Origin of the sequence: Streptomyces sp. NPDC046931 (assembly GCF_040644655.1) — a bacterium.
Taxonomy (GTDB): domain Bacteria; phylum Actinomycetota; class Actinomycetes; order Streptomycetales; family Streptomycetaceae; genus Streptomyces.
In genome coordinates this window covers 18,755-45,125 of record NZ_JBEYWX010000005.1, presented here as the reverse complement: position 1 = coordinate 45,125, position 26,371 = coordinate 18,755, and the positions used below count along the sequence as shown (strand labels likewise).

Below are 26,371 nucleotides of genomic sequence, written 5' to 3'. Positions count from 1 at the left end.
CACCCCTTTTTCACGTTCCTGCACGGCCATCACCGCGAGGAACGCGTGGGCGAGCAAGAGCCGCACCCAAGTAGCCGTTGCCCAGGGTGCACAGACTCCCGCAGGCGTTCCTCGGCGGGGTCGTAGCCCACGTACTCCCACAGCAGTCCCGGCACTCGGGCGGTTCCCCTTCCGGTGTCCCTCCTCGCGGTCGTCACCGTTCGGCCAGCAGGCCGGTGAGGACGCGGTCCGGGGTGAGGGGGAGTTCGCGGAACCGGATGCCGGTGGCGTGGTGGACGGCGTTGCCGAGGGCGGCGGCGGTCCCGACGATGCCGATCTCGCCGATGCCCTTGCTGCCCATGGGGTTGAGGTGCGGGTCGTCCTCCTCGATCCAGTCGGCCTCGATGCCGGGGACGTCGGCGTGGGCGGGCACGTGGTAGGAGGCGAGGTCGGCCTCGGTGAAGTCGCCGAACGGGGCGTCCATGGTGCTGCCCTCGGTCAGGGCCATGCCCAGGCCCATGATCATGCCGCCGACGAACTGGGAGCGCGCGGTGCGGGCGTTGAGGATCCGCCCGGCGGCGAAGACGCCGAGCATCCTGCGGGCCCGTACCTCGCCGGTGACGGTGTCGACGGCGACCTCGGCGAAGTGGGCGCCGAAGGCGTGCCGGGCGTACGGGGAGTCGGCGTCCGCCCGGCCGGCGGTGTCGGAACGGACCAGGAGACCCTCGGCGGGCAGCGGACCCGGGTGCTCGGCGAGCCGGGCCGCCAGGGCGGCGCACGCCTCGTGCACGGCCCAGCCCCATGAGGCGGTGCCGGAGGAGTCGCCGGCCAGCGACGCCGGGGGCAGGTCGCTGCGGCCCACCTCGGTGCGCACCCGGTCCAGGGGCGCGCCGAGGGCGTCGGCGGCGACCTGGGCGAGGACGGTGCGCGCGCCGGTGCCGATGTCGGCCGCGTTCACCCTGATGAGGAAGGTGCCGTCGGGCAGGGCCTGGGCGGTCGCGGTCGACGGCCGGATCAGGACCGGGTAGGTCGCCGCGGCCACTCCGGTGCCGATGAGCAGTGGGCCCTCGGTCCGGGAGCGCGGGCGCGGGTCGCGCCGGTCCCAGCCGAAGCGGCGGGCGCCCTCGCGTAGGCACTCGGCGAGGTGCCGGCTGCTGAACGGCTTGCCGCTGCCGGGTTCCCTCTCCGGCTCGTTGCGGATCCGCAGCTCGACGGGGTCCACGCCGAGGGCCCCGGCGAGTTCGTCGACCGCCGACTCCAGGGCGTACATGCCGGGGGCCTCGCCGGGCGCGCGCATCCAGGACGGGCTGGGGACGTCCAGCGGCACCACCCGGTGGGAGCTGAGCAGGTGCTGGGCGGTGTACATGACGCGGGACGGCACCGCGGCCTGCTCCACGTACTCCCTGACGTGCGAGGTGTGCGTGGTGACCTCGTGCAGCACCGCGGTGAGGTGTCCGTCGGCGGTGGCGCCGAGGCGCAGCCGGTGCAGGGTGGGGGCCCGGTGGCCGACGACGGTGGGCATGTACCGGCGGGGGTAGGCCACCGTGACCGGCCGGCCGGTGTGCCGTGCGGCCATGGCGGCGAGGACGACGTCGGGGCGCGGGGTGCCCTTGCAGCCGAAGCCGCCGCCGACGTGCTCGGCCACCACGGTGACGTGCTCCTCGGGCAGGTCGAAGAGACCGGCGAGCACGGACTGGACGGTCGTGCTGCCCTGGCTGGAGGTGTACACGGTCAGCCGGTCGCCGTCCCAGTGCGCGGTGCTCGCGTGCGGTTCCATGGGGTGGTTGTGCAGGGGCGGCACCCGGTACTCGGTGTCCAGGCGGACGTCGGCGGCGGCGAAGGCGCCGTGCGGGTCGCCGTGTTCGAGGCGGCCCGGCTGAGCGCCCCCTTCGGGCTCGTAGGCGTCCGGGTGGTCGGGGCGGAGTACGACGTCGTGGTGCTCGGTGGCGTAGCCGACGCGGACGGCCCGGGCGGCGGCGCGGGCCGCCTCCAGGGTCTCGGCGACAGCCAGGGCGACGCACCAGCCCCGGTGCGGCACGTGGCGGTTCTGCAGGACGGCGAGGGTGGCGTCGTCCGTCTCGCCGAGGCGTGGGGCGTCGCCGGGGGTCAGCACGGCGAGGACGCCGGGCAGCGCGAGCGCGGCCGAGGTGTCCACGCCGGTGACCCGGCCCCGGGCCACGGCCGCCGGCACGGGCCAGGCGTGGACGCGGCCGGGCACCGGGTACTCGGCGGCGTAACGGGCGTTACCGGTGACCTTCTCCCGCCCTTCCCGCCGCCCGGCGGGCGCCCCGAGGGCGGTGCCGGTGCGCGGGGTGGGGTGGGGGTCCTGCTCCAGGGCGCCGGTACGGGGCTGCCGGCCCTCGCCGGACTCACCCGAGGCGGCGGAGGCGGCGCGGGTGACGAGGTCGTCGTGCGGCAGAGCGGCGCCGGCCCGCGGATCGTCCCGGGCCGGTCCGGTGGCCGCCATCGGATCGTCGTGCGGCAGATCGGTCCCGGGCAGCGGGCCGCCGTGCTCCAGTGGGTCGTTCGCCATCGGTTCTCCTGGGGTCGGCCGGGTCCGGAAGAGGTCAGGCCGTCGCGGGTGCGGGGGCGAGGCGGTTCAGGACGTCCAGGGCGAGGTTGCGGGCGAGGGGCACCTTGTAGGCGTTGTCGCGCAACGGCTCGGCGCGGTCCAGTTCCAGGGCCACGGCGCCCTCGAAGGCCTCGGGGGTCGCCGCCGCGCCCAGCAGCGCCGTCTCCGCGTGGTGGGCTCGCCAGGGCCGGTGGGCGAGGCCGCCGAAGGCGAGCCCCACCTGGTCCACGACGCCGTCCGCGACCCGCAGGACGACGGCCACGGAGGCCAGGGCGAAGGCGTACGAGGCACGGTCGCGGGCCTTGCGGTAGGCGGAGGGCACACCGGCCCGGGCGGCCGGCAGCAGGACGCCGGTGATCAGCTCACCCGGGCGGATCTCGGTGTCCCGCTCCGGACGGGCCCCGGGCAGCCGGTGGAAGTCGGCCACCGGGATGCTGCGCTTGCCCTCGGCGCCGTACAGCTCGACCCGGGCGTCGAGGGCCGCCAGGGCGACGGCCATGTCGGAGGGGTGGGTGGCGATGCAGTGCGGGGAGTGACCCAGCACGGCGTGGTCGCGGTGCACGCCGTCGCGGGCACCACAGCCGCTGCCCGGCTGCCGCTTGTTGCAGGGTTTGTCGAGGTCCTGGAAGTAGGGGCAGCGGGTGCGCTGGAGCAGGTTGCCGCCGGTCGTGGCGGCGTTGCGGAGCTGTCCGGAGGCGCCCGCGAGGAGCGCCTGGGACAGCACCGGGTAGCGGTCGCGGACCAGCGGGTGGGCGGCGAGATCGCTGTTGCGGACGGTGGCGCCTACGCGCAGCGCGCCGTCCGGCAGTTCCTCGACCGAGTCCAGCGGCAGCCGGCCGACGTCGATGAGGACGCCAGGGGTCTCCACGCCGAGTTTCATGAGGTCGACGAGGTTGGTGCCGCCGGCGAGGTAGTGGGCGCCAGGGTGGGCCGCGTAGGCCTCGACGGCCTCCTCGACGCCGGTGGGCCTGAGGTATCCGAAGCCTTTCACCCGATCACGTCCTCCACCGCCTCGACGATGCGCGGATAGGCGCCGCACCGGCACAGGTTGCCGCTGAGCCGCTCGCGGATCTCGGTCCCGTCCAGCGGCACGGGCCGGCCGGAGGGCTCCGCCGGGTCGGTGACGTGGGACGGGTGACCGGCAGCGGCCTCGGCGATCATGCCCACGGCGGAGCAGATCTGCCCGGGTGTGCAGTAGCCGCACTGGAAGGCGTCGCGTTCCAGGAAGGCCCGCTGGAGGGGGTGCGGTTCCTCGCCGTCGCCGCCGAGGCCCTCGATGGTGGTGACCTCGCTGCCGTCGAGGGTGACGGCGAGCAGCAGACAGCCGTTGACGCGGCGCCCGTCCACCAGGACGGTGCAGGCGCCGCACTGGCCGTGGTCGCAGCCCTTCTTGGACCCGGTGAGGCCCAGGTCCTCGCGGAGCAGGTCCAGCAGGACCCGCCGGTGGTCGACGAGCAGGGTATGGGGTTTGCCGTTGACCCGGAGGGTGATCTCCGAGTGCGGGTCGAGCGGTTTTTCGCTGGTCATGGCAGGGAGGGTCTTCCGGACGGGTCGTGGTATCCGTGCGCACCGCGTATCCAGGCTGCGACGCCTCACACGTCCCGTCCACTCCAGGGCACCCCGCGGCCCCCGTCGCCGGGCCGGTCGGCCGGTCCGGCGACGGGGGCGGGAAGGGCTCGGTCATCGTCCAGCAGCGACGCGGCGGACTCGACCTCGTCCCTCGGCCCGATCTCCGTCTCCAGCGCCCGCCACATCGCCGCCGCGTCCAGGTCGGCGCCGTGCTCGGTGACGAGGTTCAGCTGCTCGCTCCACAGCCGGTAGACCGCCGTGACCGTACGGGACGCCTTCGCCAGCCGCGGCTTCGCCGCCAGCCAGTCCTTGTCCGTGGCCCGCTTCGCCACGCTGATCAGCTTCACCTGCATCAGCAGCGCGAACAGCTCCAGCGCGTCATCGATCGCGGACGCCTCCAGATGCCGGACCACCGACGCCAGCGGCGCGGTGCGCTTTGGCTCCGGGGTGCGCTCCAGGTTCGGCGCCTTCGACCCCAGCCCCGTACGGGCCAGCGCCGCCAGCCGGTTCGGCGGGACCTTGTCGACCTTCACCCGACCCAGGTGGAAGGAGGAGATCTCATCGACCCGTTCCAGGGCCTTCGCCATGCCCGTGCCCGTCGTCCGCGTCGGAGGCCGGCGCAGCCGCTCCAGCTCCGAAATCCGACGGCCTTCCGGAACGTCCAGCAACGCCACCAGGTCGCCGGGCAAGGAGGCATCCGCGCGGCGCGCGGCCCCCGCCACCGTGGCGTACAGCCGCTTCTCCGCCGTCCCGCGCACCTCCGCCACCTGTCGGGCCAGCACCGAAACGCCGGGCAGCAGTACCCGGTTGCGGCGCAGCCAGCCCACCGCCTGGTTGAACAGCGCCACCGGCCCCTCGGCGTGCGTCCACGCCCTACCGTGCAGGAACGCGCGGAACTTCCGCCCCCACTCGTGGTCCTCGAACTGGTGGTAGCCGTAGGCGTCCCGGATCTCCCACGCGTGCTCGTACGCCGTCATCTGCCGCTCGGTATACCGCTTCACACACGGGGCGTCCTCCACGCCCAGGTGCTCCGCCAGGTACTCGACCACCGACCACGGCACGTCCAGCGGGTCCTCCAGGAACAGCCCGAGACAGCGGACGGTGCACATCTGGAGCGCGAAGCCGAGACGGTTGTGATCCCCTCGCCGCTTCCCGATCAGCTTCCGATCGACATCGTCGAGGTAGAAGAACCGCTCCAGCTCCGGGCGGGTCGGCTCCTCCACGAACCGCCCGTACGCCTCGCCCTGCTCATCAGTCAGAAATTCCACCGGCACGCGGCGGAAGGTAGCCCCGGAGCCGCATCCCCCAAGCGATCTTTCAACACTGCCACCAACCCGGCATCCGGTTGGCTCTTCCCCGGCCACCGGGCGGGTCAGCCGTTCCGTCCCGACCACCTGTCCGCGCTCCTGAACGAGGTCGGGGTCCCGGCCGCCGCCGCCCGCGGTGCCGCCATCCGCCAGCAACTCCTCGAACTGCCCGCCCCCGTCGTCGCGGACGCCCTCGGCTACCACGACAAGACCACCACCCGACTCCTCAAGGACACCGGCGGGACATGGAGCCGTTACGCCCGAGGCGACCACTCACGGTGACACTGCACACGCCCAGACCTGCGCCCGTGGGCAAGTGAACGGCAGGCCCGCGCATTCACCTGCTAGAGTGCCCGTCAGCAGTGAGCCTTCCTGGCGCGGATACAGCATACGCCGGGGAGGCTTTTTTCATGCCCCAGGTCCCGCTCATCCGGGGCCCAGCGCTGATCATACGGATGTCCTCCCGAGACCTGGCGCTGCCGATCCGCGTATGCGGCGCTCGCCGGTTGACCACCTCTGCAAAGGAGTCTCGTGCCAGACGTATCCATTCGCCTCGCAGGCATTGCCGACCGCCCCATAGTGGAGCGGCTGTGGCTGATGTTCCGCCATGACATGTCGGAGTTCGACGGTCTGCTGCCCAACGCGGACGGAACCTTCCGCAGCGACCGGCTCCACATGGCCTTCTCTGAGCCCGACTGGGCGCCATACCTCCTCACAAGTGGTGACAGCCCTGCTGGGTTCGCTTTCGTCCGCAGTTTGAGCGCCCCGACGCGCGTGCTGAACAGCTTTTTCGTGGTGCGCGGCGCACGGCGGACAGGGATCGGGCTGCACGCTGTTCAGGAGATCGCGGCCAGGCACCCAGGCTCGTGGGAAGTCGCGTTTCAGGATGCCAACATCTCCGCTGTGCACTTCTGGCGTCGCGTCGCCACGGAGATCGCCGACGACGCATGGACAGAGGAACATAGATCGATACCAGGTCGGCCCGACTTGCCTCCTGACGTCTGGATCGCGTTCAACACCCCCTCGCTGACTCACGACTGAGCAACAAAGCAGGGAAGCCGCCGAGCACACTCGGCGGCACGGCCCACGCCGGCCTGGGCAAGACATTGGGCCCACCGAGCCTTTTGCGGCTACACACCGTCGGCATCGCCCTTGCTTCCCCCGAGAGCTGGCGACAGTTGAATACGCGAGCCCACCAGTACCGAGGCCGGAGTCAGGGCTGCTCGGCCCAGCCGTCCTCACCCCTCAGGCCAAGCCACAAGTTCCGTTCTTCTTGGTCGAAGGCCCCGTCCACCAGAGCTTTCACCGCGCTGTCAGCCCAACTGCCGCGTCACTCCGGCACGTTGGAAAAGGCTCACTTGCACCACACTTGTTGCACGCGATACCGTCAGCAACATAAGGCATCTGAGCTGCACTTCTTGAGAGTTGACGAGTCTCGCAGAGCCGACTCTCCCCTACGGAAGCAGGGCGGCGTAGGTGATGGTGGCGCCGTCGATCTCGACCGGTTCCAGGATGGCGCGCGGGGCGATGATGCCGGTGCGGCCGACGTTCCACTCCACCTCGAGCAGCCGGGTGATCTTCTCGACGGCCGGCAGCTTGTAGGCGATCGCCCAGCGCGGGGCGCGCGAACCCGATCCTGCCGTCTGCTGGTCGGCGGCCAGGTCGGCCTTGATGACGATCCCGTCGATCCCGAACGGCAGCTCGGCCCGCAGGGTGGCGATCTCCTGCACGCGGGCCAGAACCTGCTCGACGGTGTCGGCGGTGGTGCCGGGCACCGCGGTGGTGGCGGTGGTGTTGATCCCGTACGCGGCGGCCTGAACCATGAGGTCGCTGTGCGCGAGTTCGCCCAGCCGCGCGGCGAGCGCCGTCTCGGTATTGGACAGGGGCAGCAGGCCGTAGCCGAAGAACGTCATCGGCACGGTGTAGGCACGCTCCCTGGCGCGCAGGGTGCCCGCGGCGGCGCCTCGCGGGTTGGCGAACGGCCGCCCGCCGTGCGCGGTGCGCACCTCGTTGGCGTGCTCGAACTGAGCGGTCGTCATCAGGACTTCGCCCCGGACTTCCACGGTGACCGGCTCGGCGAGTTCGTCCGGCAGGCCCTCGATGGTGCCAATCGCGTGCGAGACATCCTCCCCGGCCGTCACCTCCCCGCGTGTGATCAGCTGTCTCAGGCGGCCGCCGGCGTAACGGGCGGCGACCGCGAGCCCGTCCAGCTTCGACTCGACGCTGAACCGCTCGACCTCGTGGCCGATGCGCCGGGCCAGGGAGGCGGTCCAGGCGGTGAACTCCTCCGGCGAGAACACGTTGTCCAGGCTCAGCATCGCCACCGTGTGCGGGACATCGCCCTCCACGGCGCCGTCGGCGACCTTTCCCGTCGGAGAGCCGGGCAGCACCTGATCAGGATGTTCGGCCTCCCACGCGGCGATACCTCGTACCAGCCGGTCGTAGGCGTCATCGTCCAAGGCCGACGTCCCACCCGCGTAGTAGGCGGCCGACGCCTTCACCGCGTCCTCGACCGCCTGCGCGTAAGCGGCGGCATCCGCGATCACAGCTGCAGGTGTTGTCATGCCCGTCATCCTGCCTGCCACCACTGACATTGCCCGATGCCGCCCGTGAGCGGCCGAAGCGGTGCTGTGGGTTTCGGTGAGCCGTGTCCCGGGGCGGTTCGGTGACCTGCGTTTTCACGGCTCAATTCCGCGCTCGTGTCGGTGAAGCAGTCCCGTCTTCGTGTCGTTTTCTCACTGGATGAGGAAGTCACCGGCCGCCACCCGCTGGCGGCGGTGCTACTCGGCGGGCTCCGGTCCGCAGCGCAGGAGCCGCCCGCCGAGTAGCACCACGCAGGCCCCGACGGTCAGCAGCCCGCCGGCGAGGAAGGTGCCTCGTACGTCGGCGAGCGGCAGGATCAGTCCCCCGAGCGCGGCGCCCGCCGCGATACCGGCGTTGTATGAACCGCAGTTCGCCGCGAGGGCGATGTCCGTGCGGCCCGGTGCGCAGTGCAGCATCGCGTTCTGGCTCGTCATGAACACTGGCCCGAGCGCACTACCCATCAGCACGGGGAACAGCACTGCCGCCACTGGATGGGTGCCGGCCGCGTACAGACCGAGCAGGCCCACCGCCTGCGTGGCAACGGCAGTGGCCAGCGCGGCCTGCGGGAAGCGCTCCAGAAACACCCTGGTGATGCTCACCCCGGCCAGACACGCAACGCCGAAAGCCACGAACAGGGCGCTGACCGTGCTCGGGGAGAACCCGCTCACGTCGCCCAGGAGCTTCACGATGCAGGTGTATCGCGTGAAGGCCCCAGTGGCGGACAGGGTCCCGGCTGCCAGCACCGTCCCGAACCGGCGGGGGTCTGGTCTGGTTCCGTAGGCGGCGCGTTCTTCCTCCGGACGTGAGGTCGGCAGCAGAGCGGCGATCGTCACGAGAGATATGAGTCCCAGACCCGCCAGCATGGCGACGGGCACCTGCCAGTCACTCTGCTGGCCCAGCCAGGTCCCGGCGGGAACACCGAGCACGAGGGCGAGCGAACCGGCGACGGACAGCGCCCCGACCACACGACCGCGAACCTCGGGCGCGAACGGGCCCACCGCGACCGGCCCCATCACGGCCCAGAACAGTGCCTGGGCGAGTGCCGTCAGCAGCCGCGCCACGAGGAGCATCCAGTAGGAGGTTGCCAGGGCCACGACCAGACTGGACACGACCAGCGAGGCCAGCAGTCGCACCGCGGCAGGCGGAGGATCACCGGCAGCCGGACAGGAATCCTGTGAGGCTGTGACGATGTGCTGGTGGCTTACCGTGCGGGCTCGTACGTGGGCTGCTGGATCAAATCGTGCAAGGCCACGATGACCTCTCGGCCCATCGGGGTGGTGAAGTTGCGCACCAGGTCGGTGGCGAAGCTGACGACGCTGGTGATGCGGCCTCCGGCCGCCTCGATCTGGCGGAAGGCGGCCTGCTCGGTGCGCGGCGACAGTCCACCGCAGGCGTCGAGGAGCACGGAGACCTCAAAGCCTGCCGCGATGGCGTCGAGTGCCGTGTGCAGTACGACGATCTCGCTGGTCACGCCGCAGATGGCAAGGTTCTTTCGTCGCTGCGCGGTGATGGCCTGACGGGTGGCCGCATCGTCCCAGGCGCACGGTCCGCTGCGGACGAAGACGGGCTCTGTGGGGAGGGAAGCCTCCTTGATGACCGCGGTGCCGCCGGGGCGTGGCGCCGCGGAGACGGTGACCGGGGTGTCCAGGAGTTGGGCCAGGTGGGTCAGGAAGCCGATGGATTGCCTGATCGTGGCGGGCGGAGTCGTGCCGCTGAGCTCGATGATGCCTTCCTGGAGGTCAGCGAAGTGCAGTTGGACAGTGGCAGGGTCAAGCATGACGAGCCCCTTCGGTCACTAGCAGAATCATTCAATATCTGAATGGTTCGCCTAATGTAGCATTGTCTTTGTGGCTCAGAGCAAGGTGAACTCCAGCGTTGTTTTCCGTCTCGGCGTACTCGGGGCGATGGCGGCCGATCTCTTCGCGGCCCGTATCGAGCCCCTCGGGCTCAAGCCGAAGCACGTCGGCTTGCTGGTGGTGCTGGACACCCGGAGGGCCTCGTCGCAGCTCGAGATCGCCGGGGTGATGGGAGTGGCGCCGAGTTTGGTCGTGGCGTTGGCCGACCACCTCGAGAAGCTGGATGCGATTCTGCGGGTCAGGGATTTGGCCGACCGCCGGCGGCAGGTGCTGACGCTCACCGAGCACGGCCGGGAACTACTCATGGCCTGCGGAGAGCTGGCACACTCCGCCGACGCCGAATTGACTGCGGGACTGACCGCCAGGGAAACCGCACACCTCACCGGTCTGCTTGACCGGCTGGCCGCTCGCCAGGGCCTGCCGACGGAGGCCACCGAGCACCAATGATCTCCGTGTGATGGGCCGCCGCGGACGCTCGTTCCCGCAGTTGAGCGCGAACGATGCCGACCCGCGACATCACCCGGCGAAGGTCAGTAACGGCCTCGTTCAGGTTATGCGGTCGAGGACGAGACGGTGTCGCCGGAGACGATCGGCACGGCCCTCGGGTCGAGCCCGGCCAATGCCCGCTCCCGTGTGACCGCTTACCTTCTCCGCGGCTGACCGCACACCACTGCGGTCGGGCCCCTACCGCGGTCAGACACCCCCTTCTCCCGCCGCGTGTCGGCTTGTCGCTCCGGTTTGTTTCGATGCTCGGCGATCTATGTGACAAGGGTCGTCGGTGCGTCGTCACTCTGTGGGTGACGCACCGAGGTTGCGACGCATTGTGGTCCTCATCGCGCGGAGCATGTCCCAATCTGTGCTTGATCCTGGGCCGCAGTGGCCATCGTCTTCCCTGGCTCGGGTGCTCCTCGCTCAAGGCGTTCACCTGGCCATAGACCTTGTTCAGGGCTTGATTGACCACGCTCGCACGTGCGAGTACCTCGTCAGGGGCGATCATCTGTGCTGCGGAGTAACGATCACGATGAGCTCTCTTGGCTTCATCGAGTGCATCCCTGTCGGTTTCCTCGACACCACCTTCCCGCATGACATGCAGATGGTGGTCGAGCCCTGGGGTGAACTGGCGTGCATCGCGGTTGAGTTCCACATAGCAGGTGCGTCGGAGGAGCAGGTTCTCGCGGATCGCTTCTTGGCCGCGGACCAGCTCGAGCTCGCGACGTTTTGCCCGTTCGGCGGCTCGTGGGTAAGAAGCGATCCCCCCAGTGTTCCAGCCACGCCGGCCACAGCGGTGATCACTGCGCCGAGATCCACAGAGCCCCCTTGAAGCCGCTTGGGATCCCATCACCGCTGTTCGTTGCCGCGTTGTCAAGCGTCCGTGACGACACGTTCCGTGGCGTGATGGGGGTGTTTCACGGCCTGGTCGGCCGCCCCCGCATGCGCGGCCTCCGCGACTGGAACATGTGCGTGTGGCACCCTTCGGAGTTTCACAACGGCCCGGCGCGCGTCCTGTGGCAGTGGAAGGTCAACCAGCTGCTAAGCGAAGCCGGCATCGAGTAGGGACTGACGGCCGAAGGCGAGGGACTGGGGCCACCTCTAGGGCCCAATCTGCAAAGGGTTCTTCGCGAAGAACCCTTTGCGAAGAGTCCTTTGCGGTCTAGAGTGCCCGACATGACTGACATGGGCGCGGGACCGGATGGCCCGCACGTCGACGCGGACGCGGTTGTTCTGGATGCCAAAGGGCTGCGCGCCCTGGCGCACCCGGTGCGTGTGCAGTTGGTCGGGCTGCTGCGGAAGTACGGCCCGTCCACGGCCACCCGCCTCGCGGAACGGCTGGGCGTCAACTCCGGCACGGCCAGCTACCACCTGCGCCAACTCGGCGCTGCCGGCTTCGTGGAGGAGGACGCGGAACGCGGCAACGCACGGGAGCGCTGGTGGCGTTCGGTGCATCGGATGACGGAGTTCAACGACCGGGACCTGGCTGATCGAGAGCCCGAGGCCGCGCTGGCCTACCTGCAGTCCGTCGCCGCCGCCTACACCCTGCGCACTCAGCGGATGCTGAACGAGCTGCAGACGATGCCCCGTGCCTGGCGGGACACCTTCGACATGAGTGACTGGGCCCTGCGGCTCACGCCCGAAGAGGCCCTCGCGTTGCGTCAGGAGTTGAGGGCCGTCATCGCCCGGTACCGCAGTGATACGCCGGAGGAGGCGGCGAGTGCCCCCGAGGGGGCCGAGCGGGTCGCCGTGGTTACGCACCTCCTGCCCGAGCTGGATGCGCCCTCCCCGTCAGCCATTCCTTCCGGTCCTCAGGAAGCGACAGGAACGGAGACGTCGTGACGGAGAAGGTCCCGGACGCTGACGGCATACCTGGTAAGCGATCCTTACGTCCGCTGGGCGGGGTGCTGGCGGCCATGGCCGTGTCGCTGACCGGCACGCGGATCTCGGCCGTGGCACTGCCCTGGTTCGTTCTCGTCACGACGGGCAGCGCCACCCAGACCGGCCTGGTTGCCTTCTGCGAGATGGCTCCCTACGTGGTGGTCAAGGCGTTCACCGGGCCGCTGGTGGACCGGATCGGCCCGCGGTCCGTGTCCTGGACCACGGACCTGGCCAGCGCAACCGCCGCCGCTGCGGTTCCCCTGTTCCACGCCCTGCACCTCCTGCCCTTCCCCCTCCTGCTGGCCTTGGTCGCGATGATCGGCGCCGTCCGCGGCCCCGGCGACCTGGCCAAGGAGGTCATGGTCCCGGAAGCCGCTGAGCTTGGCGGGGTACCACTGGAACGGGCAACCGGGCTATCCGGCGTGATCGAGCGGCTCGCCGGCACCGTTGGCCCGGCGGCCGGCGGCTCCCTGGTGGCGCTGTTGGGCCCCCTGACGGGGCTCGTCGTCAACGCAGGCTGCTTTGCTCTCGGATCGCTGGTCATCGCACTGGCGCTGCCTCGCGGCATGGGGCACGCAGTAGAAGAAGCCTCATCGCAAGCCGGGGAGACGGGGCCGGGCTACTGGCGGCGGTTCGGCGAGGGCTTCACCTTCCTGCGCGGCGAGCCGTTGCTGCTCACCGTCATCGTCATGGTGGGGATCACCAACCTGCTGGACGCAGCGTTCGCCACGGTACTCATGCCCGTCTGGGCCAGAGTGTCCGGCAACGGGCCGACTGCGATCGGCCTGACGGGCAGCGTGATGGGAGCCGCGGCGGTCGGTGGCAGCCTGATCGCTGCGGTGGCCGCACACAGGCTGCGGCGCCGGATGGTGTTCTTCACGGGGTTCCTGTTGGCCGGGGCACCGAGATTCCTGATCCTCGCCTCGGATGCCCCGTTGTGGGCGGTGCTGGCCGTCTTCGCCATCAGTGGATTCGGATCGGGCTTCCTCAACCCGGTGCTGGGGGCCGTCCTCTTCGAACGGGTGCCGCGCCGGATGCTGGGCCGGGTCAACGCGCTCGGTGACTCGTTGGCCTGGGCCGGTATCCCTCTCGGTGGACTGATCGCCGGCTCCGCGGTGGCCTCTGTCGGACTTGTGCCGGTGCTGCTCGCCTGCGGGAGTGCGTACTTCCTCACCACGAACCTGACTGGACTGCGGCCGGAATGGCGCGAGATGGACCGTCCGGGTGGGCGAGGCGTCCTGAAGCGGCACGCTGAGGAAGACGCTTCACAGAACAGCGCGCAGGTCTCACCATGACGGCTCATGGGAGGGAGAAGAACCGTCTGGCCGTCCACTCCCTCCGCTCCTTCAGTCCTGGGCTGCCGGCTGCTGGTCTCCAAGAGCTCGGGGGCTGACCGCGGCGGCACCCACGGTGCGTTCCTGGCGGAGCTGATGACCGATCCCGACAACCAGGCTCGTGCCACCCTGTTGCTCATCGCGGTCATCGCCGGTTGCGACAGCGCGGAGAACCGGGCCGTGGTGCGGGCGGTGCTGCCCGCTCCGCGCCATCTGCATGACGATCCGCTGCCGTCGATCCGGTGGGCGGCAGCGGGGCTGCAGAAGCACTGCGCACCGCGGCCGGGGGGAGGAGTAAGCGAGCCGGTTCAGTCCCGTCGTGCGGCGTGGGGCGCGGACGGAAGAAGACCTGGTCCGCGCGAAAGCCCGGCCCCGGGCAAGGTCGTCAGCCCGCGTGACGTCTGCCCCGACACCGGGTTCGCTCCGCTGTCATACGGTCAGGCCCGTGCCCTGCTTGACGAGCACACGGCCGTGTGCGGGCCCGGGACGGGCCGGGATCTGCACGAGTACCGGCACTCCTCCCTGACCCATCTCGGCGAGCAGGCCGCGTCTCTGTTGATGCTGATGGCGAAGTCCCGGCACAAGAAGCCGGAGAACGTCCGCCGCTACTTCAAGCCGTCCCCGGAGGCCATCGCCGAGCTCACCAGCCCCTTGCCCCAGGCGACAGTCGACGATGAGACACATTCCTGCGCTGCGTGGGAGGGGGACGCCCCGCCGTCAGTTCATCTCTGGCCCGAACCGCTCCTTGTATGCCGACGGAGTGATGCCGGTCGCGCGGCGCATCAGCGTGCGCAAATTGGCAGCGGTGCCAAGCCCGCTGCGCCGCGCGACCACCTCAAAGCGGTACTCACCTCGCTCGATCAACCGGCATGCCAAGGCGAGTCGTTCCCCCGTGAGCCACGTCAACGGTGTCGTTCCCAGCTGTGCCCGGAAGCGGCGATGCAGCGTCGCCGCACTGACCGCCGCACGTGCCGCAAGGTCAGAGACCGTGAGCGGTGAGTCCAATCGCTCTTGGGCCCAGGCCAAGACAGGCGCCAGGGACTCGTCCGGCAGGTCGGGCATGGGGCGCTCCACAAACTGCCGCTGCCCGCCGTCCCGGTGCGCGGCGAAGACCAGCCGCCGGCTCACAGAATTGGCGACCTCCGCGCCGTAGTCGCGGCGCAGCACATGCAGCCCAAGATCGAGTGCAGCTGCGCTCCCCGCAGCGGTGAGGATGTCGCCGTCGTCCACGAACAGCACGTCTGATTCGAGGTGGACAGAGGGGAAGCGGGCCCGGAAGGAATCCGCCCACTGCCAGTGCGCGGTGGCCCGTCGGCCGTCGAGGACTCCGGCCTCGGCCAGTGTGAAGGCGCCGCTGCAGAAGCCGATCAGGCGCGTACCGCGTGCGTGCGCCCGTCGCACGGCATCGAGCACGGCGGGGCGGCGGGGCACCTCGATGTCCGGGCGGTTGGGGACGATCAAGGTGTCCGCTGCGTCGGCCGCTTGCAAATCGGCGACTCCCGTGAGCGTGAAGAACCCGTCTCGCATCAGGGTGCGGGGCTCGGGGGAGCAGAGCCTGAAGTCGTAGAGATCACGACCGATCTCCGGTCTGCGTAGACCGAAGACCTCGGTTGCGCAGCCAAGCTCGAAGGGGTTCGAGTTTTCGTCCACGATCACGACGACCCGGTGTAAGCCCACCGCCTGAACTGCGTGCGAGGATTCTTTCGCCATATGCAATTCCTAGCACTCACACCGCCCGTGCGGAACGGCTCAGGATGAGCCCATGAGTAACGAACCCATCCTGCTCAGCAAGGCTCTGGCCTCCTTCGATGCCCTGTGGAGCCCCCGCATCGTCACGCGCGTCAACGACTATGACGTCCGCATCGCCAAGGTCGAGGGGGAACACGTCTGGCACGTCCACGACGACACCGACGAGTTCTTCCTGGTGCTCGATGGAGAGCTGCACATCTCTTTGCGCGAGCCCGATGGCGAGCGCACGGTCCTGCTCCCGCAGGGGGCGGTCTTCACGGTCCCCCGAGGCACGGAACACAAGCCGTACGCTCCCTCCGGCGCCGCAATCCTTATGTTGGAGCCCACCGGGACACTGACCGTAGGCGATCGCCAAGACGAGATCCCGGGCCACGTGGACTCAACGACCGGACATGCACTCAACGCCTGAGCCGACAGGCTTCGGGCATGCCCCATCCAATGGCATCAGCCCGTCACTGGGCAGTTCCGTGCACCGACTGCCCGGCCAAAGCGGCGCGGGACTCAATCCTCGGCGGTGTCCGCATCGCGCAGGGGCCGCATTCCGCCGGGCAGGTCGGGGAGCTGGAAGGAGTACCGGCCGAGCATGTTGATGCGGAGCCGGACGAACGGGGGGAGGCGGGCCACGTCCTCGTCGCCGACATCGAATCCGTCCGCGCGCAGCTGATTCACCGCAGCGTCCATGTACCACGTGTTGAACAGCACGAGGCGTTGAGGACCAGGCCCAGGACGCCGATCTGGTTTACGCGGGCACGGCGCCGGAGTGGATCGAGACGATCAACTCGGGGCGCTTGCCGCCGTCGCGGTCATAGAGGACGTCCAGCGCGTACAGCGAGTCTCGTGGGGTGCCAGCCTCCACCTTCCCGCCCAAAACCGCCGCTTGGTCGTTGTCATGTTGAGAGGTGGCGCCGCCCCGGCGCCCGAAGTACTTCAAGTTCGGCCGGGCGTACACCGACGGCACCGGGACGACCTGCGGCTCCTCAAGCAGCGTCACACGCCTTCAGCCGACACCAGGACCGACCCCCAAGCCCCGAACGACGCGGACGATGGATGGGGTGACTACTTCTGCAACGCCTGGTGCGCGTACGCGCAGGAGCACGGGGCTTCCCCCGATGCCGCCGCCCTCGCCACGTACGTCTACGAGCGGAACCGGATCACCGGCGGCAACGGCCAGCCCATCACCGGCGCAGAGCTGGAGTACTTCGCCTCCACCTTCCAGCAGCGCGAGTTCGACGAGAGCAAGCCGCCCGCCGACGAGGAAGCCACCGAGCCCGCCGCACAGGTGCCCTCTGACGAGCCCCTCCCGCACGAGGAGGAGCGTGAGGAGGCTCCGGCCGCCGCGGGCGCGCACCCAGCCAAGGAGACGCGCAGTCCCGGGGTGAGCGCCGCCATCGAGGACCAGCCGGGTGAGGACGACGCGACGGGGGAGCCCGCCGCGCTCACCACCGTCGACCGCTGCTACCTCGCCTGGATCGAGTACCAGAGCGAGCACGGCGAGGAACCCAAGGCCGAGCGGCTCTCGACCTACCTCGCAAGCGAGAAGGGTATGACCGGCCGCGGCGGAAAGCCGGTCAGCCCGTCCACCCTGCGTCGTTACCTCTTGCCGTTCCGTGTCTACAACTTCTGGGCGGAACAGCGGGTGCGCAACGAAACCCCGTCGCTCGACGCCATTGCGCAGGAGTGCGCATCCCACGGGATCACCGCGCAGCACAACACGCCCCTGACCGCCGACTACATTGCCGAGCAGGCCGTCGACTTCGAGCGGCGCTGGCAGGCACTGACCCGCCACCACGTGCAGCAACAGCAGTGAGGAGCCGCGCCCTGCCCGTCACTGCGCACCCGCGATCCACTCAGCGCCAACAGCTGCGCAAACCGCGCGTCAACCCGGGATTGCGCAGCCAGTGCGCACACCGGCCACGCAGCGGCAGCATGCTGCCCGGCGGCTTACTCGGCCTGCCCGGAGTGTGCCGCGTCCTTGACCGGTGTGCTCCTCTGCTCGGCGGGGTTGGGGGCGGTGTAGAAGACGGAGGCGCCTTGCTTGGTCCGCTTGGCCTGGTTCTTGGCCACGAGTCCTTCGAGGGTGGTGCGCACGACGGTGGTCTTGATGCCGCGCTCGGGATGGGCCTTGTCGAGTGCGGTGGCGACTTCGGCCGCGGAGCGTGGCTCGCTCTGCTCGGTGAGGTGACCACGGACGAGTTCGACCAGCGTGGGCTGGGCCGCCTTCGCGGCTGCGGCCTTGTCCGTGGGCTTCTTGGCCGCCGACTTCTTGCTGGTCGTGACGCCCTGCGTGTCGGCCGCCTTCTTCACTCGCGTCCGCTTGCGGACTCCGGACTCGGCAGAGGCCTTCTTGCGCGGAGCAGGTGCCGCGGCGCCGTCCGGACTGGCTGCAGGCTGAACGGGCGCCGGCGCAAAGCCAAGGACCTGTTGCACCTGGATCAGCACGGAGTGGTCATGCTGCAGCGCGGTCAGCTGCTCCTGCAGCGCGGTGATCTCCGCACTGATCCGTTCCTGCTCCTTGGCATTGCGTTCGAGGTCGCTGGTCACCTGTGCGGCGTACTGCGATGCCAGTTCAGTGCCAACAGTCGTGGTTTCGGACATGGGCCGACCTTTCTCTCGGTTTCCTGACCGGGCGTGCAGAACCTGTGACGCACGCGCCCGAGCGCCTGTGTTCTCGGGCTGGGATTCGAGCGGCAGTGGAGATGACTGCTGCGCGTGGCCCGGCGTAGAGATAGTACGGATAGGTGGAGTCTGTTGTTCCTCTTGAGTGAGGTCTCTTTCTCAACCTGGGCGTTCACGATCACAATGAGTGACGCTGATGGCGCCTGCGGCGGGATGACTTGGAGCTGGTTGGTGGGGGAGTTGCCACAGGACTTCGTCGGTGTCTTGGGTGTGCTGCCAGGCGGTCAGGGTGCGGCTGCCCGTCAGTCGGTCCAGCAGTTCCGCGGTCTGGGGAGGGGAGTGTCCGCACAGGCGGGCGGGGACGTCCATGTCGGTGCTGTGGTGGACCTGGGTGAGGGTGTGTGCGTCGAGCGCGAGCGCGGTCAGCCGCAGAGCATGCGGTGCGGTGGGCGGCACGAGCAGTTGGGCGGGGCGCAGTGCCCAGTGCGCGGCACGACGGCGTGCGCAGCGACCGGGAGCCTAATCCAGGACCGCCGCATCGAGCAGCCGCACCCTCAAATGGGCCGGTCTGAGAGGGTGGTACGTGACTTGATGTCCGTCTCGGGCTTTCGGGAGGAGTGTGCGGACCGGCCGTGACGTCGCCTGGCGGTTCCGGCCGCGGCTGGGTGAACAAGCCCTGCTCGGTCTCGACCAGGATCCCGCGCTCGGCGAGCCGCTTGAGTTTCAGGCGGGTGTTGTTGATGTTGTCGGGTGCGATCTCCAGGTCCATCGCCTCGCACACCTGCCGCGCTCGTAGCGGCATGTCGGCTGCGGCGAACCCCGTCATGATCTGCTGGTAGGCCGGATGGTCCGGCAGCTTCGGCGCCGGCGGCCCGGGCGGCTGCGGATCGGGCAGCGCCAGCAGTGTCTTGCGGGTGATTGGGACCTCCTCGGCGGCCCGGCCGAGTTCGTCCAGCCGTGCGGTCAGCTGCGCGATCTGCTCCCTCGTCGCCTCGGCCTGCACGGCGAGCTCCCCTTTCCTGCTCTTCCAGCCGCGCCAGTACCGCCCCGAGAGTCAGCTCCCCGCCGGTCATGTGCTGCGCCGGGCCGCAGCGGTGGCCCCGGTCAGCCGGCGCAGTATCACCGCGGTCATCGCCCAGTACACCCGCGACTCGGAACTGCGCGGCAGGTGCTCGTAGTCGCGCACCAGCCTGCGGTGCAGCATCAAGATCCCGTAGGCGCGCTCCACGATCCACCGCTTGGGGATGGGCACGAACCCGGTCTGCGCCGGGTTGCGCTCGACGATCTCCACCTCGATGCCCACCTTCTGGCCGTGCGCGACGACGGTGTTCTTGAAACCCTGGTCGACCAGGGCTTTCTGAACGGTGTCGGTGTCGGCGGCGACCTTGTCCAGCAGCGCGATGCCTGCGGCGTTGTCGTGCACCGACGCGGCGAGCACCACCACCGCGATCACCGGGCCCAGCACGTCAACGGCCAGGCCGCGCTTGCGGCCCGGTACTTTTTTGCCGCATCACACCCCCGTCGACTGTGCAGGCACCCCAGCCGCCGCGTGCACGCTCTGGGTGTCGAGCACCACCAGACTCGGGTCCGCCTTCCGCCGCGCCTTCTCCCGCACCTGTCAGCGCAGCAGGTCGTGGATGATCCGGTCGGTGCCGTCATCGCGCCACTTGGTGAAGTAGTACATCACCGCACCGCGCGGCGGCGGGTCGTGCGGAAGCAGGTCCCACTGGCAGCCGGTGCGGCCCTGGTAGAGGAGCGCGTTGACGATCTCCCGCATCTCGTACCGGCCCTGGTGACCGCTGACCGAGCGGTGTGCGGCCTTCCATGCGGCGATCACCGGCTCGACAAGCGCCGACTGCTCGTCGGACAGGTCGGTCTTGTAGGGCTTGCGCTCGCTCACGGTGCTCAGCCCAGCACGCCCGAGCCCGCCGACCGGCCGGGATACCGTGCTGCCACACGTTCAGGTGACGGCAAATCGCCTATGCACTTACATACCGCCCTCCGAGGAGTCCAATGAGTCGGTGGCGCGAGGGTGACATCGTCACCCCTCTCGACGACCCGGAGCAGGAAGACGACCCCGTCGGCGTCGTGGTGATGGTTACGGCCGACGGGGACGTGCTGGTGGACTTCCCCCTCGGAGGCGGAGGTTCATACCGGTCGGAGGAGCTGAGGGCAGCCGACCGGTCCTCCCTCCTCAAGGAGTGCCCGTGGACCCTCGGTGACACAGTCGCGCCTGACTCGGTATATGGGCACCCCGGCGAGGTCACGGATCCCGACGACCCCGAAGGCTGGACGCCTTGCCCGGCCGACCACACGGTCGGGCAGGTGATTGGGGTCAGCGAGTGGGGATATGCCACGGTTCAGTTCCCATGCGGCCACCACCAGGTTTATGCGCCGGAGTCCCTGTCGCCCCCGGGATACCGCCGGTAGGCCGCGAGGAGGATCTGCCGCCGAAGAAGGTCGAAGCCGGCCCGGCCGTACCCGCCCTGCGGTCGTCCTTGCGGATCGCCCTTACTCTTCCCGCTCGACCCGTGGGCGCCTCCGTCGACGCGGCATCCGTGCCGTTATCCCGCAGCCCGCCGACCAGATCGGCCACCGTCTGCGGCGAGGCCGCGCCGGAGGCCGCCCGCCCGGCTTCGACGGTCAGACCTACAAAGAGCGCAATGCCGTCGAGCGGTGCATTGCTCGGATCGAGCAGTGGCGGGGCCTTGCAATGCGGACGGACAAGCTTGCTGTCGCCTACCAGGCCGCACTGCACCTGGCCGCCATCCTTATTTAAACGGCAGGCCGTGCTCGGTGGGCCTGGACTTGGCCATCTTCTTGATCTCGCGGCGCTCGGGCAGGGTAAAGGTCTTCGGCCGGCCACCCTTGTACTTCAGGTAGAGCGAGGCGAAGCCGTCGGTGTTGAAGTTGTGGATCACGTCGCGGACCCGGTCCGTGCTGGTGAACGACACCTCGGCGATCTTCGCCACCGGCATCCTCTGGGCTGAGAGCAGCACCATCTGGGCCCGCCGCCAGGTCACCACCGAGCCGGTGCCGCGGCGGATGATCCGCAGCAGGCTCCGGCCCTCCTCATCGTCAATCTCGCGCACGCGCACCGGTTCAGCCACCAGGCCAGCATGGCCGATGCGCGCCGCCCACCCCTGCACCCACCGCACGTCACATCCGCCTGGCGCCGCTTACATTCACTTCGGACTCACCCGGTGGGGGCCGAGGTCCTCGATGACCTGCCGCATCTCCTCCTCATCGGCTTCGTAGACCGTCTCGCCCAGGCGGGGGTCACGGGCATGAAGGGTGTGGATGAGCGGTCCGTTCGCCGTGCCGAGCTGGACCAGGGAGGCCGAAGGGCCGTGCACGGCGCGCTCGGTGCCGGGCCGGGCGGTCAGGTCGATGCGGCTGACCACCCCGGGCGTGACCCAGACCGTCGCCTGCTCCAGATGCCCCAAGATCTGAAGGTGAAAGTGGCCGCAGAGGATGAGCTGCACATCGGTCCCGCGGATCACCGCGGCCAACTCGTCGGCATTCTGCAGCCTCAGCGCCCGCTGCACCTCGACCTCCAGCGCAATCGGCGGGTGATGGAAGCCCAAGATCGTTCCACGCGGCGCAGGCGCGGCCAGTACCTCGCGCAACCAGTCAAGCTGGGCACGGCTGATCTGGCCGTACCCCTTGCCCGGCACGAGCGAGTCGAGGGTGACCACGCGCCAGCCGTCGATCGTGCTCGCCGCGGCCCGCTCGCCGTCGGGCCCGTCGCAGACCGCGTCGGGGCGGGTGTGGCCGCAGCCGAGCACCTCGGTGAACGCCGCCCGCTCGTCGTGGTTCCCGGTCGCGTAGAACACCGGTGCGCCCCGCTCCTTCGCGTAGCCGCCAAGGAGTTCACGAGCTCGCGAGTACCCCTCACTGGATCCGTCGTCCGCGACGTCTCCCGTAACGATGACAGCATCAAGGTCGCTCAGGTGGACCAGGTCGGCGAGCAGGCGCCGCAGTGCCGCGGTGCCATCGGCACCGTCGGCGTCCGGGCCTCCTGCACGGTCGAGGTGCGTATCGGACAGATGAAGAATCTTCATCTCGTCAACCTAACGGGGAGTCCGTCGGGAGATCACCCTTCATCCGAGGCAAACGTTGCCTGACACGGCACCAGCTCCAGCGCCGCATCGACCCCCGCACGAGCACGGCAGCACCCAGGACCTGCCGCGCCTGAAGGCCGCGCCAGGGCGTATGCCATGGCGTCGGGCCAGGGTCTGGCCTTGTCCCAGCTCCACTCGTGCAGGGTGGCCCGGTCACCCGGCGGTACGTCGGGGCACCCGCTGGGCCGGCCCGAGCGATCTGACCACCCGCGCCGCCGACTCGCTGTCGAAAGGATGACGGGCGGGATCCACCTCGTCCCAGGTCAGATTGCGGGGGGGACAGCTCCATGATCACCGCGCAGGTCTCTGCGCCCACCGGTACGGATTCAACCCGATGACCGGCCGGTTGCCCGAACCTGTTTGAGCGTGCCACCCCGGCCTCTGGAGGGCGTGCTCGCGGCCGCCGCCCGCTGTGCTGCCCACGCAGGCGTGTACCTCCGGGCGGTGCACGGACTCCGGCTCAACGTGCGCTCGGCGGTGGAGCGCCTCCTCGCGGGCATGCAGCCCGACCTCCGCGACCCTCCTGGGCTGCGGGAACGGGCGAACACCGCGCGGGCGACCTGTCCCGGCAGGTACTGGGTGATCCACCGCACCCGTGGATCGTCCCAGGACCCCGCTGGCGCGACGAACCCCGAACCGCGCCCTGGTGTGCAAGACGAAGCCTTCCGCTTCGGCCTGGATACGCCGTCCGGCCCGTATCCGGGGCTGCCACCGAGCCAGGACCGCTTCCTCGAGAGCCCGGGCCTGCGGTGGACCTGGCGGGCGCCGCGCTGCGGGATCCTTCGTCACCCACCGCTGCACGGTGCGCTGCGACACCCCCAGCCACCAGCGTCGTCACCAGGTTCGCAGCGCGCCGGCCGAGAAGAATTTCCGGATGCCTGTCACATCTTGGTGCGCTGTTCCGTCAGTGCAGTGAAGTCGCCGACCAGGCCGATGCGAAGGAGTGCAGTCATGGCGAATACCTCGATCTCCCGTATGCCGAACCCGTCGGAGTTCGTACCGGAGTTGAACGACATCAGCGCTGCTCTGTTCAAAGCCACGGGCAACCGGTCGGTGCCGCGCACCACGATGAGCCTCGTCCACCTGCGTGCCGGGCAGATCGTGGGCAATACCTACCTGACGGTCCTGAATACGGGCTTCCTGCGCAAGGCCGGGGTGTCCGAGGAGCGCATCACCGCAGTCTCCTCCTGGCAGGACGCCCCCTACTTCAGCGACGCGGAACGTGCCGCCCTCGCCTTGGTGGAGGCCACCCTCCAGCCGGCTCCGCACGGTAAGGAGCGCGTTCCCGACGCACTGTATGCCGAGGTGGCGAAGCATTACGACGAAAAGGCGCTGGCCACCCTCACCATCGCGATCGGCCAGATCAGCTTCTTCATCGCCCTGGCCGTCATCGGCAAGCCGCAGCCGGTCAGCTCTCTCGCCAACGAGCAGTGGGACTGACCTGATCCGTTCGTCACGCACCTGCTGGAACCACCCGCAGCGTTCACAGTCCTGGCCAGGTGGGTGGGTGCCGTTGCAGCGGAAATCGCACCTTGAACTGCACCCACCACGGCCGCATGGGGCTACGCCCAGTCCACGCCCAGCTCGGTGAGCGCTGCCCGTTGGGGCTCGGTGAGCTTGTCGCGGCGGCTGCGGAGGTTGCTGTACCAGATCCCCAGCCGGTGCCCGTGGTTGTGGCCCTCCACGGCGATCTCTTCTGTGTGGGTTCTTGGCACACGGTGGTGGCCTTCGCGGGCAATGTACTGGGCGAGGGCCGCCAGGCCGCGATGGAAGGCTGCCGACGGCCTTCCGGCTGCGTTCGCGGCGCCCTTCGACGAGGCTGGGGTGGGCCGCTCGGCGGGTGTCATGCCCAGCGCGGGCAGTCGCCGCTGCTGCTCCTCGGACAGCTCCGACCAGGCATTGGCCTGCCTCTGGATCCATCGTCCGAGGTCGTCGCCGTCCATCAGCACGCCGGGGGCGATGTCGGGCAGGTGGCCGTGGGGTTCGTCGGCGGCGAGGTCGGCGAGGATGCGGTAGTGGCGCTGCCAGTCCAGCGGCCAGAGGCAGTTCCAGTCCTCATCGATCGCGGCCAGCTGCTGCGCGCGCGTGGCGGCCCACTCCGGGTCTTTCCCAAGGCCGTCCCATGTGCCGACTCGCTGGCACTTCTTCGGGGTCAGGTGCGGTGAACACATCGACCAACAAGCTCATCCGCGCAGTGGACCACGCCCTTGCCTATGCGCTCCATGTACTGCTGTCCTTTGAAGAATGAGGCTGTGTCGTTGACGAGTCGCTGGGCGGCGGCTTTCTCCGCTGGGGTCGCGGGCACACGGGCGGCGACCCATTCGTCGACGGTGGGCTGGGCGCTGTCGCTGCGGGTGTAGGCGGGGGAGGGAGCGATCGCACGCTGCGCGGTCGGCGACGCGAGCGGTATGGCGGAGGAAGATGCCGCGGGGGTGCCGGTGCGGCTGGGGGAGTGCCGGGGCGCAGCGGGGGGTGCACTGTCCACGGTCGGGGGCCGGCTGCTCGAGGCGGAGGTGTGGTTCTGGGCGTGTCTGAGGAATGGGAGGCGGCCACGGCACCGCCGAGGCTGCCGAGGACGGCAGCGGCTGCGCCGACTGCCAGATACAGCCGGGCGCGGCTGGGACGGCGGGGCGGGGCAGGCCAGGCGGGATCGTCTTGGGGCGGCAGGTCCCAGTGCAGGCTGACGAGATCGGATATCAGCGTGGGCGGCTGCTGGCCGGTGGGGGAGAGGACGGCTGTTGCCTGCTCCGCCAGCAACCTCGGTGCAGCTCCGTGCGAGTTTGGCGGCAGTCGGCCGGTCGGAGAGCTCCTTGGACAGGGCCTTTTCAATCAGGGGACGAAGGTCGGCCGGTAGGCCGTCCCGGTCCGCATCGGCTGATATGACGCGGAAGGCCACCGCGTCGGGAGCGCCGGTGCCGAAGGGTAGACGGCCGGTTGCGGCGTAGGCGGTGAGCGCACCCCAGGCGAACACGTCTCCTTCCGGGCCCACTGCGCCCGTTCGGTAGTGCTCGGGGCTGATCCAGCCCGGCGTGCCCGTCATCACTCCGGTGCGGGTCACGGAGGTGCCGTCCAGGGCGTGGGCGATGCCGAAGTCCAGCATCTGCGGCCCGGAGGGGGCCAGGATGAGGTCTTGTGGTTTGACGTCCCACGTCCACGACGACCAGACCGGGCTCCGAGACGTGCACTTCGTTGATCGCGTCCACGCCTTTTCACGACGGGCTTCTTGCGGTTACGGGTTCTGCCTGGGGCAGCCTTTCACCCGCTCGGCGCAGCAGGGTGCGCCATGAGCGCGCGCTGCGGGCGCGCGTGGTGCGGCGGTGCTTCGGGGTGGTTGTCTTCTTCTTCGGTCGTTTCGCTGGCTGCGCTTTCTTGGGTGTGTGCACGTCGTGGCGGGGTGCGGGGTGGGTGTCTTTCCGGCCCGGTGGCCGGCCGGGGCCGGGGCGGGTGGGTTTCGGTGCTCTGGCCGGGCAGGCGGCCTGTGGGCGGATGTGCCGGAAGTCCCGTCGGACGCTGACGCCGACAAGTCGGGCCAGGTGGTGCTGCAGTGGCGGCTGCCGGCGGACTGCTGCAGGCGCTGGCCGGGGATGGCCAGAGCGCCGACCAGGGCGAGCCCTTCACCGATGAGCTGGCGGTGAAGGTGTGGTCGTCGGGCGGCAAGACGCTGACCGCCGGCGCTTCGGTCACCTTCACCGTGACGCAGGGCGACGCGGTGTTCTCCGGCGGCAGCCAGTCGGCGTCCGTGACGACCGATTCCACCGGCCTGGCCACCGCCCCGGTCCTGACGGCGGGGACGAAGACGGGTCCGGTGAAGGTGACCGCGCAGGCGGACAGCGCCCAGGCGGTTCTCCCCTCAGGTGACCCCGGCGTTCGAGGTCGCTCCGGGCGGCCCGCCGGATGTGGAACTGCTCGGTGGCGGAGGAGTGGGAAACCCGGGAGTGAAAGTCCTGACGGACAAAGATCAGTGAGGGAATGTTCCGTATGCCGATGATGTCGATCTTTCGGCTATGACACTGACGGTGGTCTGGTGGAGGCTGGCGTCGCTAGTCCGTGGGGAGGAAGCGGGGATAAGGCCGACCACCAGGCGGCTGTCGGCGTCGATGACTACCTGCAGGTTGGTCGAGTACCGGTAGTTCTTGCTCGAGGCGGCGATGCTGCCCTCGCGGGTGGGCACCAGGGTGCCGTCCACGATGTAGACGGCGTCCTTGCGCGGCCTACGGGCCGGCGAGAGGGCCAGCAGAGGTGCGAGGTGATCGAGGACGCGGTCGGCCGCCGACTTCGAGACCCCGAACAACGGCGCCACCTGAGGTACCGG

Annotated in this window: 21 protein-coding genes and 8 pseudogenes; 12 read left to right on the top strand and 17 right to left on the bottom strand. The window is 69.6% G+C overall.

Features of this window, described 5'->3' with window-relative positions:
* Window positions 1-193: 193 nt before the first annotated feature.
* From ABZ876_RS11980 to ABZ876_RS11965, 4 genes and pseudogenes are all read right to left on the bottom strand, one after another.
* Window positions 194-2,512 carry a xanthine dehydrogenase family protein molybdopterin-binding subunit gene (locus ABZ876_RS11980; RefSeq protein WP_361778231.1) on the bottom strand — a complete coding sequence of 773 codons (2,319 nt, stop codon included), beginning with the start codon at window positions 2,510-2,512 and terminating at the stop codon, window positions 194-196.
* Between the two features lie 34 nt (window positions 2,513-2,546).
* On the bottom strand, window positions 2,547-3,542 hold the full coding sequence (locus tag ABZ876_RS11975; protein WP_361778228.1) for a xanthine dehydrogenase family protein subunit M: 996 nt from the start codon (window positions 3,540-3,542) through the stop codon (window positions 2,547-2,549).
* Window positions 3,539-4,078, bottom strand: a complete 540-nt coding sequence (locus tag ABZ876_RS11970) for a 2Fe-2S iron-sulfur cluster-binding protein (protein WP_359553583.1) — start codon at window positions 4,076-4,078, stop codon at window positions 3,539-3,541. The genes ABZ876_RS11975 and ABZ876_RS11970 overlap by 4 nt, the downstream gene beginning before the upstream one ends.
* A 161-nt stretch (window positions 4,079-4,239) precedes the next feature.
* Window positions 4,240-5,394 (bottom strand): annotated as a pseudogene (locus tag ABZ876_RS11965) (DUF4158 domain-containing protein); the annotation flags it as partial.
* 564 nt (window positions 5,395-5,958) lie between these two features.
* Between ABZ876_RS11965 and ABZ876_RS11960 the strand changes: the two are divergent.
* Window positions 5,959-6,468, top strand: a complete 510-nt coding sequence (locus ABZ876_RS11960) for a GNAT family N-acetyltransferase (protein WP_361778225.1) — start codon at window positions 5,959-5,961, stop codon at window positions 6,466-6,468.
* A 428-nt stretch (window positions 6,469-6,896) separates the two neighbouring features.
* Here the strand turns inward: ABZ876_RS11960 and ABZ876_RS11955 are convergent.
* From ABZ876_RS11955 to ABZ876_RS11945, 3 genes and pseudogenes are all read right to left on the bottom strand, one after another.
* A pseudogene (locus ABZ876_RS11955) lies at window positions 6,897-8,000 on the bottom strand (NAD-dependent DNA ligase LigA); the annotation flags it as partial.
* A gap of 207 nt (window positions 8,001-8,207) precedes the next feature.
* Window positions 8,208-9,143 (bottom strand): MFS transporter, encoded by a 936-nt coding sequence (locus ABZ876_RS11950; protein ID WP_361778223.1) that lies wholly within the window; start codon window positions 9,141-9,143, stop codon window positions 8,208-8,210.
* A gap of 68 nt (window positions 9,144-9,211) precedes the next feature.
* Entirely contained in the window at window positions 9,212-9,787 is a 576-nt protein-coding gene (locus ABZ876_RS11945) for an isochorismatase family protein (protein ID WP_361778220.1), read from the bottom strand.
* A gap of 70 nt (window positions 9,788-9,857) precedes the next feature.
* Here ABZ876_RS11945 and ABZ876_RS11940 point away from each other — a divergent pair, with 70 nt between their 5' ends.
* The 6 genes and pseudogenes from ABZ876_RS11940 to ABZ876_RS11915 all read left to right on the top strand — a co-directional run.
* Complete coding sequence (locus ABZ876_RS11940; RefSeq protein ID WP_361778217.1) at window positions 9,858-10,313, top strand: MarR family transcriptional regulator; 456 nt, start codon at window positions 9,858-9,860, stop codon at window positions 10,311-10,313.
* Window positions 10,314-10,887: 574 nt separating this feature from the next.
* Window positions 10,888-11,187: a hypothetical protein gene (locus tag ABZ876_RS11935; protein ID WP_361778214.1), complete on the top strand. Its 300-nt coding sequence runs from the start codon at window positions 10,888-10,890 to the stop codon at window positions 11,185-11,187.
* Complete coding sequence (locus ABZ876_RS11930; protein WP_361779074.1) at window positions 11,184-11,420, top strand: hypothetical protein; 237 nt, start codon at window positions 11,184-11,186, stop codon at window positions 11,418-11,420. The genes ABZ876_RS11935 and ABZ876_RS11930 overlap by 4 nt, the downstream gene beginning before the upstream one ends.
* Window positions 11,421-11,531: 111 nt before the next feature.
* Window positions 11,532-12,197: a helix-turn-helix domain-containing protein gene (locus ABZ876_RS11925; RefSeq protein WP_361778211.1), complete on the top strand. Its 666-nt coding sequence runs from the start codon at window positions 11,532-11,534 to the stop codon at window positions 12,195-12,197.
* On the top strand, window positions 12,194-13,531 hold the full coding sequence (locus tag ABZ876_RS11920; protein WP_361778208.1) for an MFS transporter: 1,338 nt from the start codon (window positions 12,194-12,196) through the stop codon (window positions 13,529-13,531). Before ABZ876_RS11925 ends, ABZ876_RS11920 begins: the two co-directional genes overlap by 4 nt.
* Window positions 13,532-13,942: 411 nt before the next feature.
* Window positions 13,943-14,247 (top strand): annotated as a pseudogene (locus ABZ876_RS11915) (site-specific integrase); the annotation flags it as partial.
* 40 nt (window positions 14,248-14,287) lie between these two features.
* Here ABZ876_RS11915 and ABZ876_RS11910 read toward each other — a convergent pair.
* Entirely contained in the window at window positions 14,288-15,280 is a 993-nt protein-coding gene (locus tag ABZ876_RS11910) for a helix-turn-helix domain-containing protein (protein ID WP_361778205.1), read from the bottom strand.
* A 52-nt stretch (window positions 15,281-15,332) separates the two neighbouring features.
* Here ABZ876_RS11910 and ABZ876_RS11905 point away from each other — a divergent pair, with 52 nt between their 5' ends.
* Window positions 15,333-15,728, top strand: coding sequence for a cupin domain-containing protein (locus ABZ876_RS11905; protein ID WP_361778202.1), 396 nt, complete (start codon window positions 15,333-15,335; stop codon window positions 15,726-15,728).
* Window positions 15,729-15,820: 92 nt separating this feature from the next.
* Here the strand turns inward: ABZ876_RS11905 and ABZ876_RS11900 are convergent.
* Window positions 15,821-16,301, bottom strand: a pseudogene (locus tag ABZ876_RS11900) (Tn3 family transposase); the annotation flags it as partial.
* On the opposite strand from ABZ876_RS11900, the gene ABZ876_RS11895 reads away from it, so the two are divergent.
* Window positions 16,209-17,126, top strand: coding sequence for a hypothetical protein (locus tag ABZ876_RS11895; protein WP_361778199.1), 918 nt, complete (start codon window positions 16,209-16,211; stop codon window positions 17,124-17,126). The pseudogene ABZ876_RS11900 and the gene ABZ876_RS11895 overlap by 93 nt on opposite strands.
* A gap of 134 nt (window positions 17,127-17,260) precedes the next feature.
* Here the strand turns inward: ABZ876_RS11895 and ABZ876_RS11890 are convergent, their stop codons facing one another.
* Both ABZ876_RS11890 and ABZ876_RS11885 read right to left on the bottom strand, forming a co-directional pair.
* A complete protein-coding gene (locus tag ABZ876_RS11890; RefSeq protein WP_361778196.1) occupies window positions 17,261-17,914 on the bottom strand; it encodes a hypothetical protein in 654 nt (217 codons plus the stop codon).
* A 1,090-nt stretch (window positions 17,915-19,004) separates the two neighbouring features.
* A pseudogene (locus ABZ876_RS11885) lies at window positions 19,005-19,835 on the bottom strand (IS5 family transposase).
* Window positions 19,836-19,948: 113 nt separating this feature from the next.
* Here ABZ876_RS11885 and ABZ876_RS11880 point away from each other — a divergent pair.
* On the top strand, window positions 19,949-20,365 hold the full coding sequence (locus tag ABZ876_RS11880) for a hypothetical protein (protein ID WP_361779071.1): 417 nt from the start codon (window positions 19,949-19,951) through the stop codon (window positions 20,363-20,365).
* Window positions 20,286-20,714: a transposase gene (locus ABZ876_RS11875; RefSeq protein ID WP_361778193.1), complete on the top strand. Its 429-nt coding sequence runs from the start codon at window positions 20,286-20,288 to the stop codon at window positions 20,712-20,714. Before ABZ876_RS11880 ends, ABZ876_RS11875 begins: the two co-directional genes overlap by 80 nt.
* On the opposite strand, the pseudogene ABZ876_RS11870 reads toward ABZ876_RS11875, so the two are convergent.
* Window positions 20,713-21,045 (bottom strand): annotated as a pseudogene (locus ABZ876_RS11870) (helix-turn-helix domain-containing protein); the annotation flags it as partial. The gene ABZ876_RS11875 and the pseudogene ABZ876_RS11870 sit on opposite strands and share 2 nt — an antisense overlap.
* A 75-nt stretch (window positions 21,046-21,120) precedes the next feature.
* Window positions 21,121-21,999 carry a metallophosphoesterase gene (locus tag ABZ876_RS11865; protein WP_361778190.1) on the bottom strand — a complete coding sequence of 293 codons (879 nt, stop codon included), beginning with the start codon at window positions 21,997-21,999 and terminating at the stop codon, window positions 21,121-21,123.
* A gap of 1,011 nt (window positions 22,000-23,010) precedes the next feature.
* Here ABZ876_RS11865 and ABZ876_RS11860 point away from each other — a divergent pair.
* The gene (locus tag ABZ876_RS11860; protein ID WP_361778188.1) at window positions 23,011-23,499 is read left to right on the top strand and encodes a carboxymuconolactone decarboxylase family protein; all 489 of its coding nucleotides are present in this window, start codon (window positions 23,011-23,013) and stop codon (window positions 23,497-23,499) included.
* A 122-nt stretch (window positions 23,500-23,621) separates the two neighbouring features.
* Here ABZ876_RS11860 and ABZ876_RS11855 read toward each other — a convergent pair whose 3' ends face one another.
* The 4 genes and pseudogenes from ABZ876_RS11855 to ABZ876_RS11840 all read right to left on the bottom strand — a co-directional run.
* The gene (locus tag ABZ876_RS11855; protein ID WP_361778185.1) at window positions 23,622-24,230 is read right to left on the bottom strand and encodes a helicase associated domain-containing protein; all 609 of its coding nucleotides are present in this window, start codon (window positions 24,228-24,230) and stop codon (window positions 23,622-23,624) included.
* Complete coding sequence (locus tag ABZ876_RS11850; protein WP_361779069.1) at window positions 24,212-24,544, bottom strand: hypothetical protein; 333 nt, start codon at window positions 24,542-24,544, stop codon at window positions 24,212-24,214. Before ABZ876_RS11850 ends, ABZ876_RS11855 begins: the two co-directional genes overlap by 19 nt.
* 348 nt (window positions 24,545-24,892) lie before the next feature.
* Window positions 24,893-25,159: pseudogene (locus tag ABZ876_RS11845) on the bottom strand (serine/threonine protein kinase); the annotation flags it as partial.
* Between the two features lie 972 nt (window positions 25,160-26,131).
* Window positions 26,132-26,368, bottom strand: a pseudogene (locus ABZ876_RS11840) (IS5/IS1182 family transposase); the annotation flags it as partial.
* Window positions 26,369-26,371 lie beyond the last annotated feature (3 nt).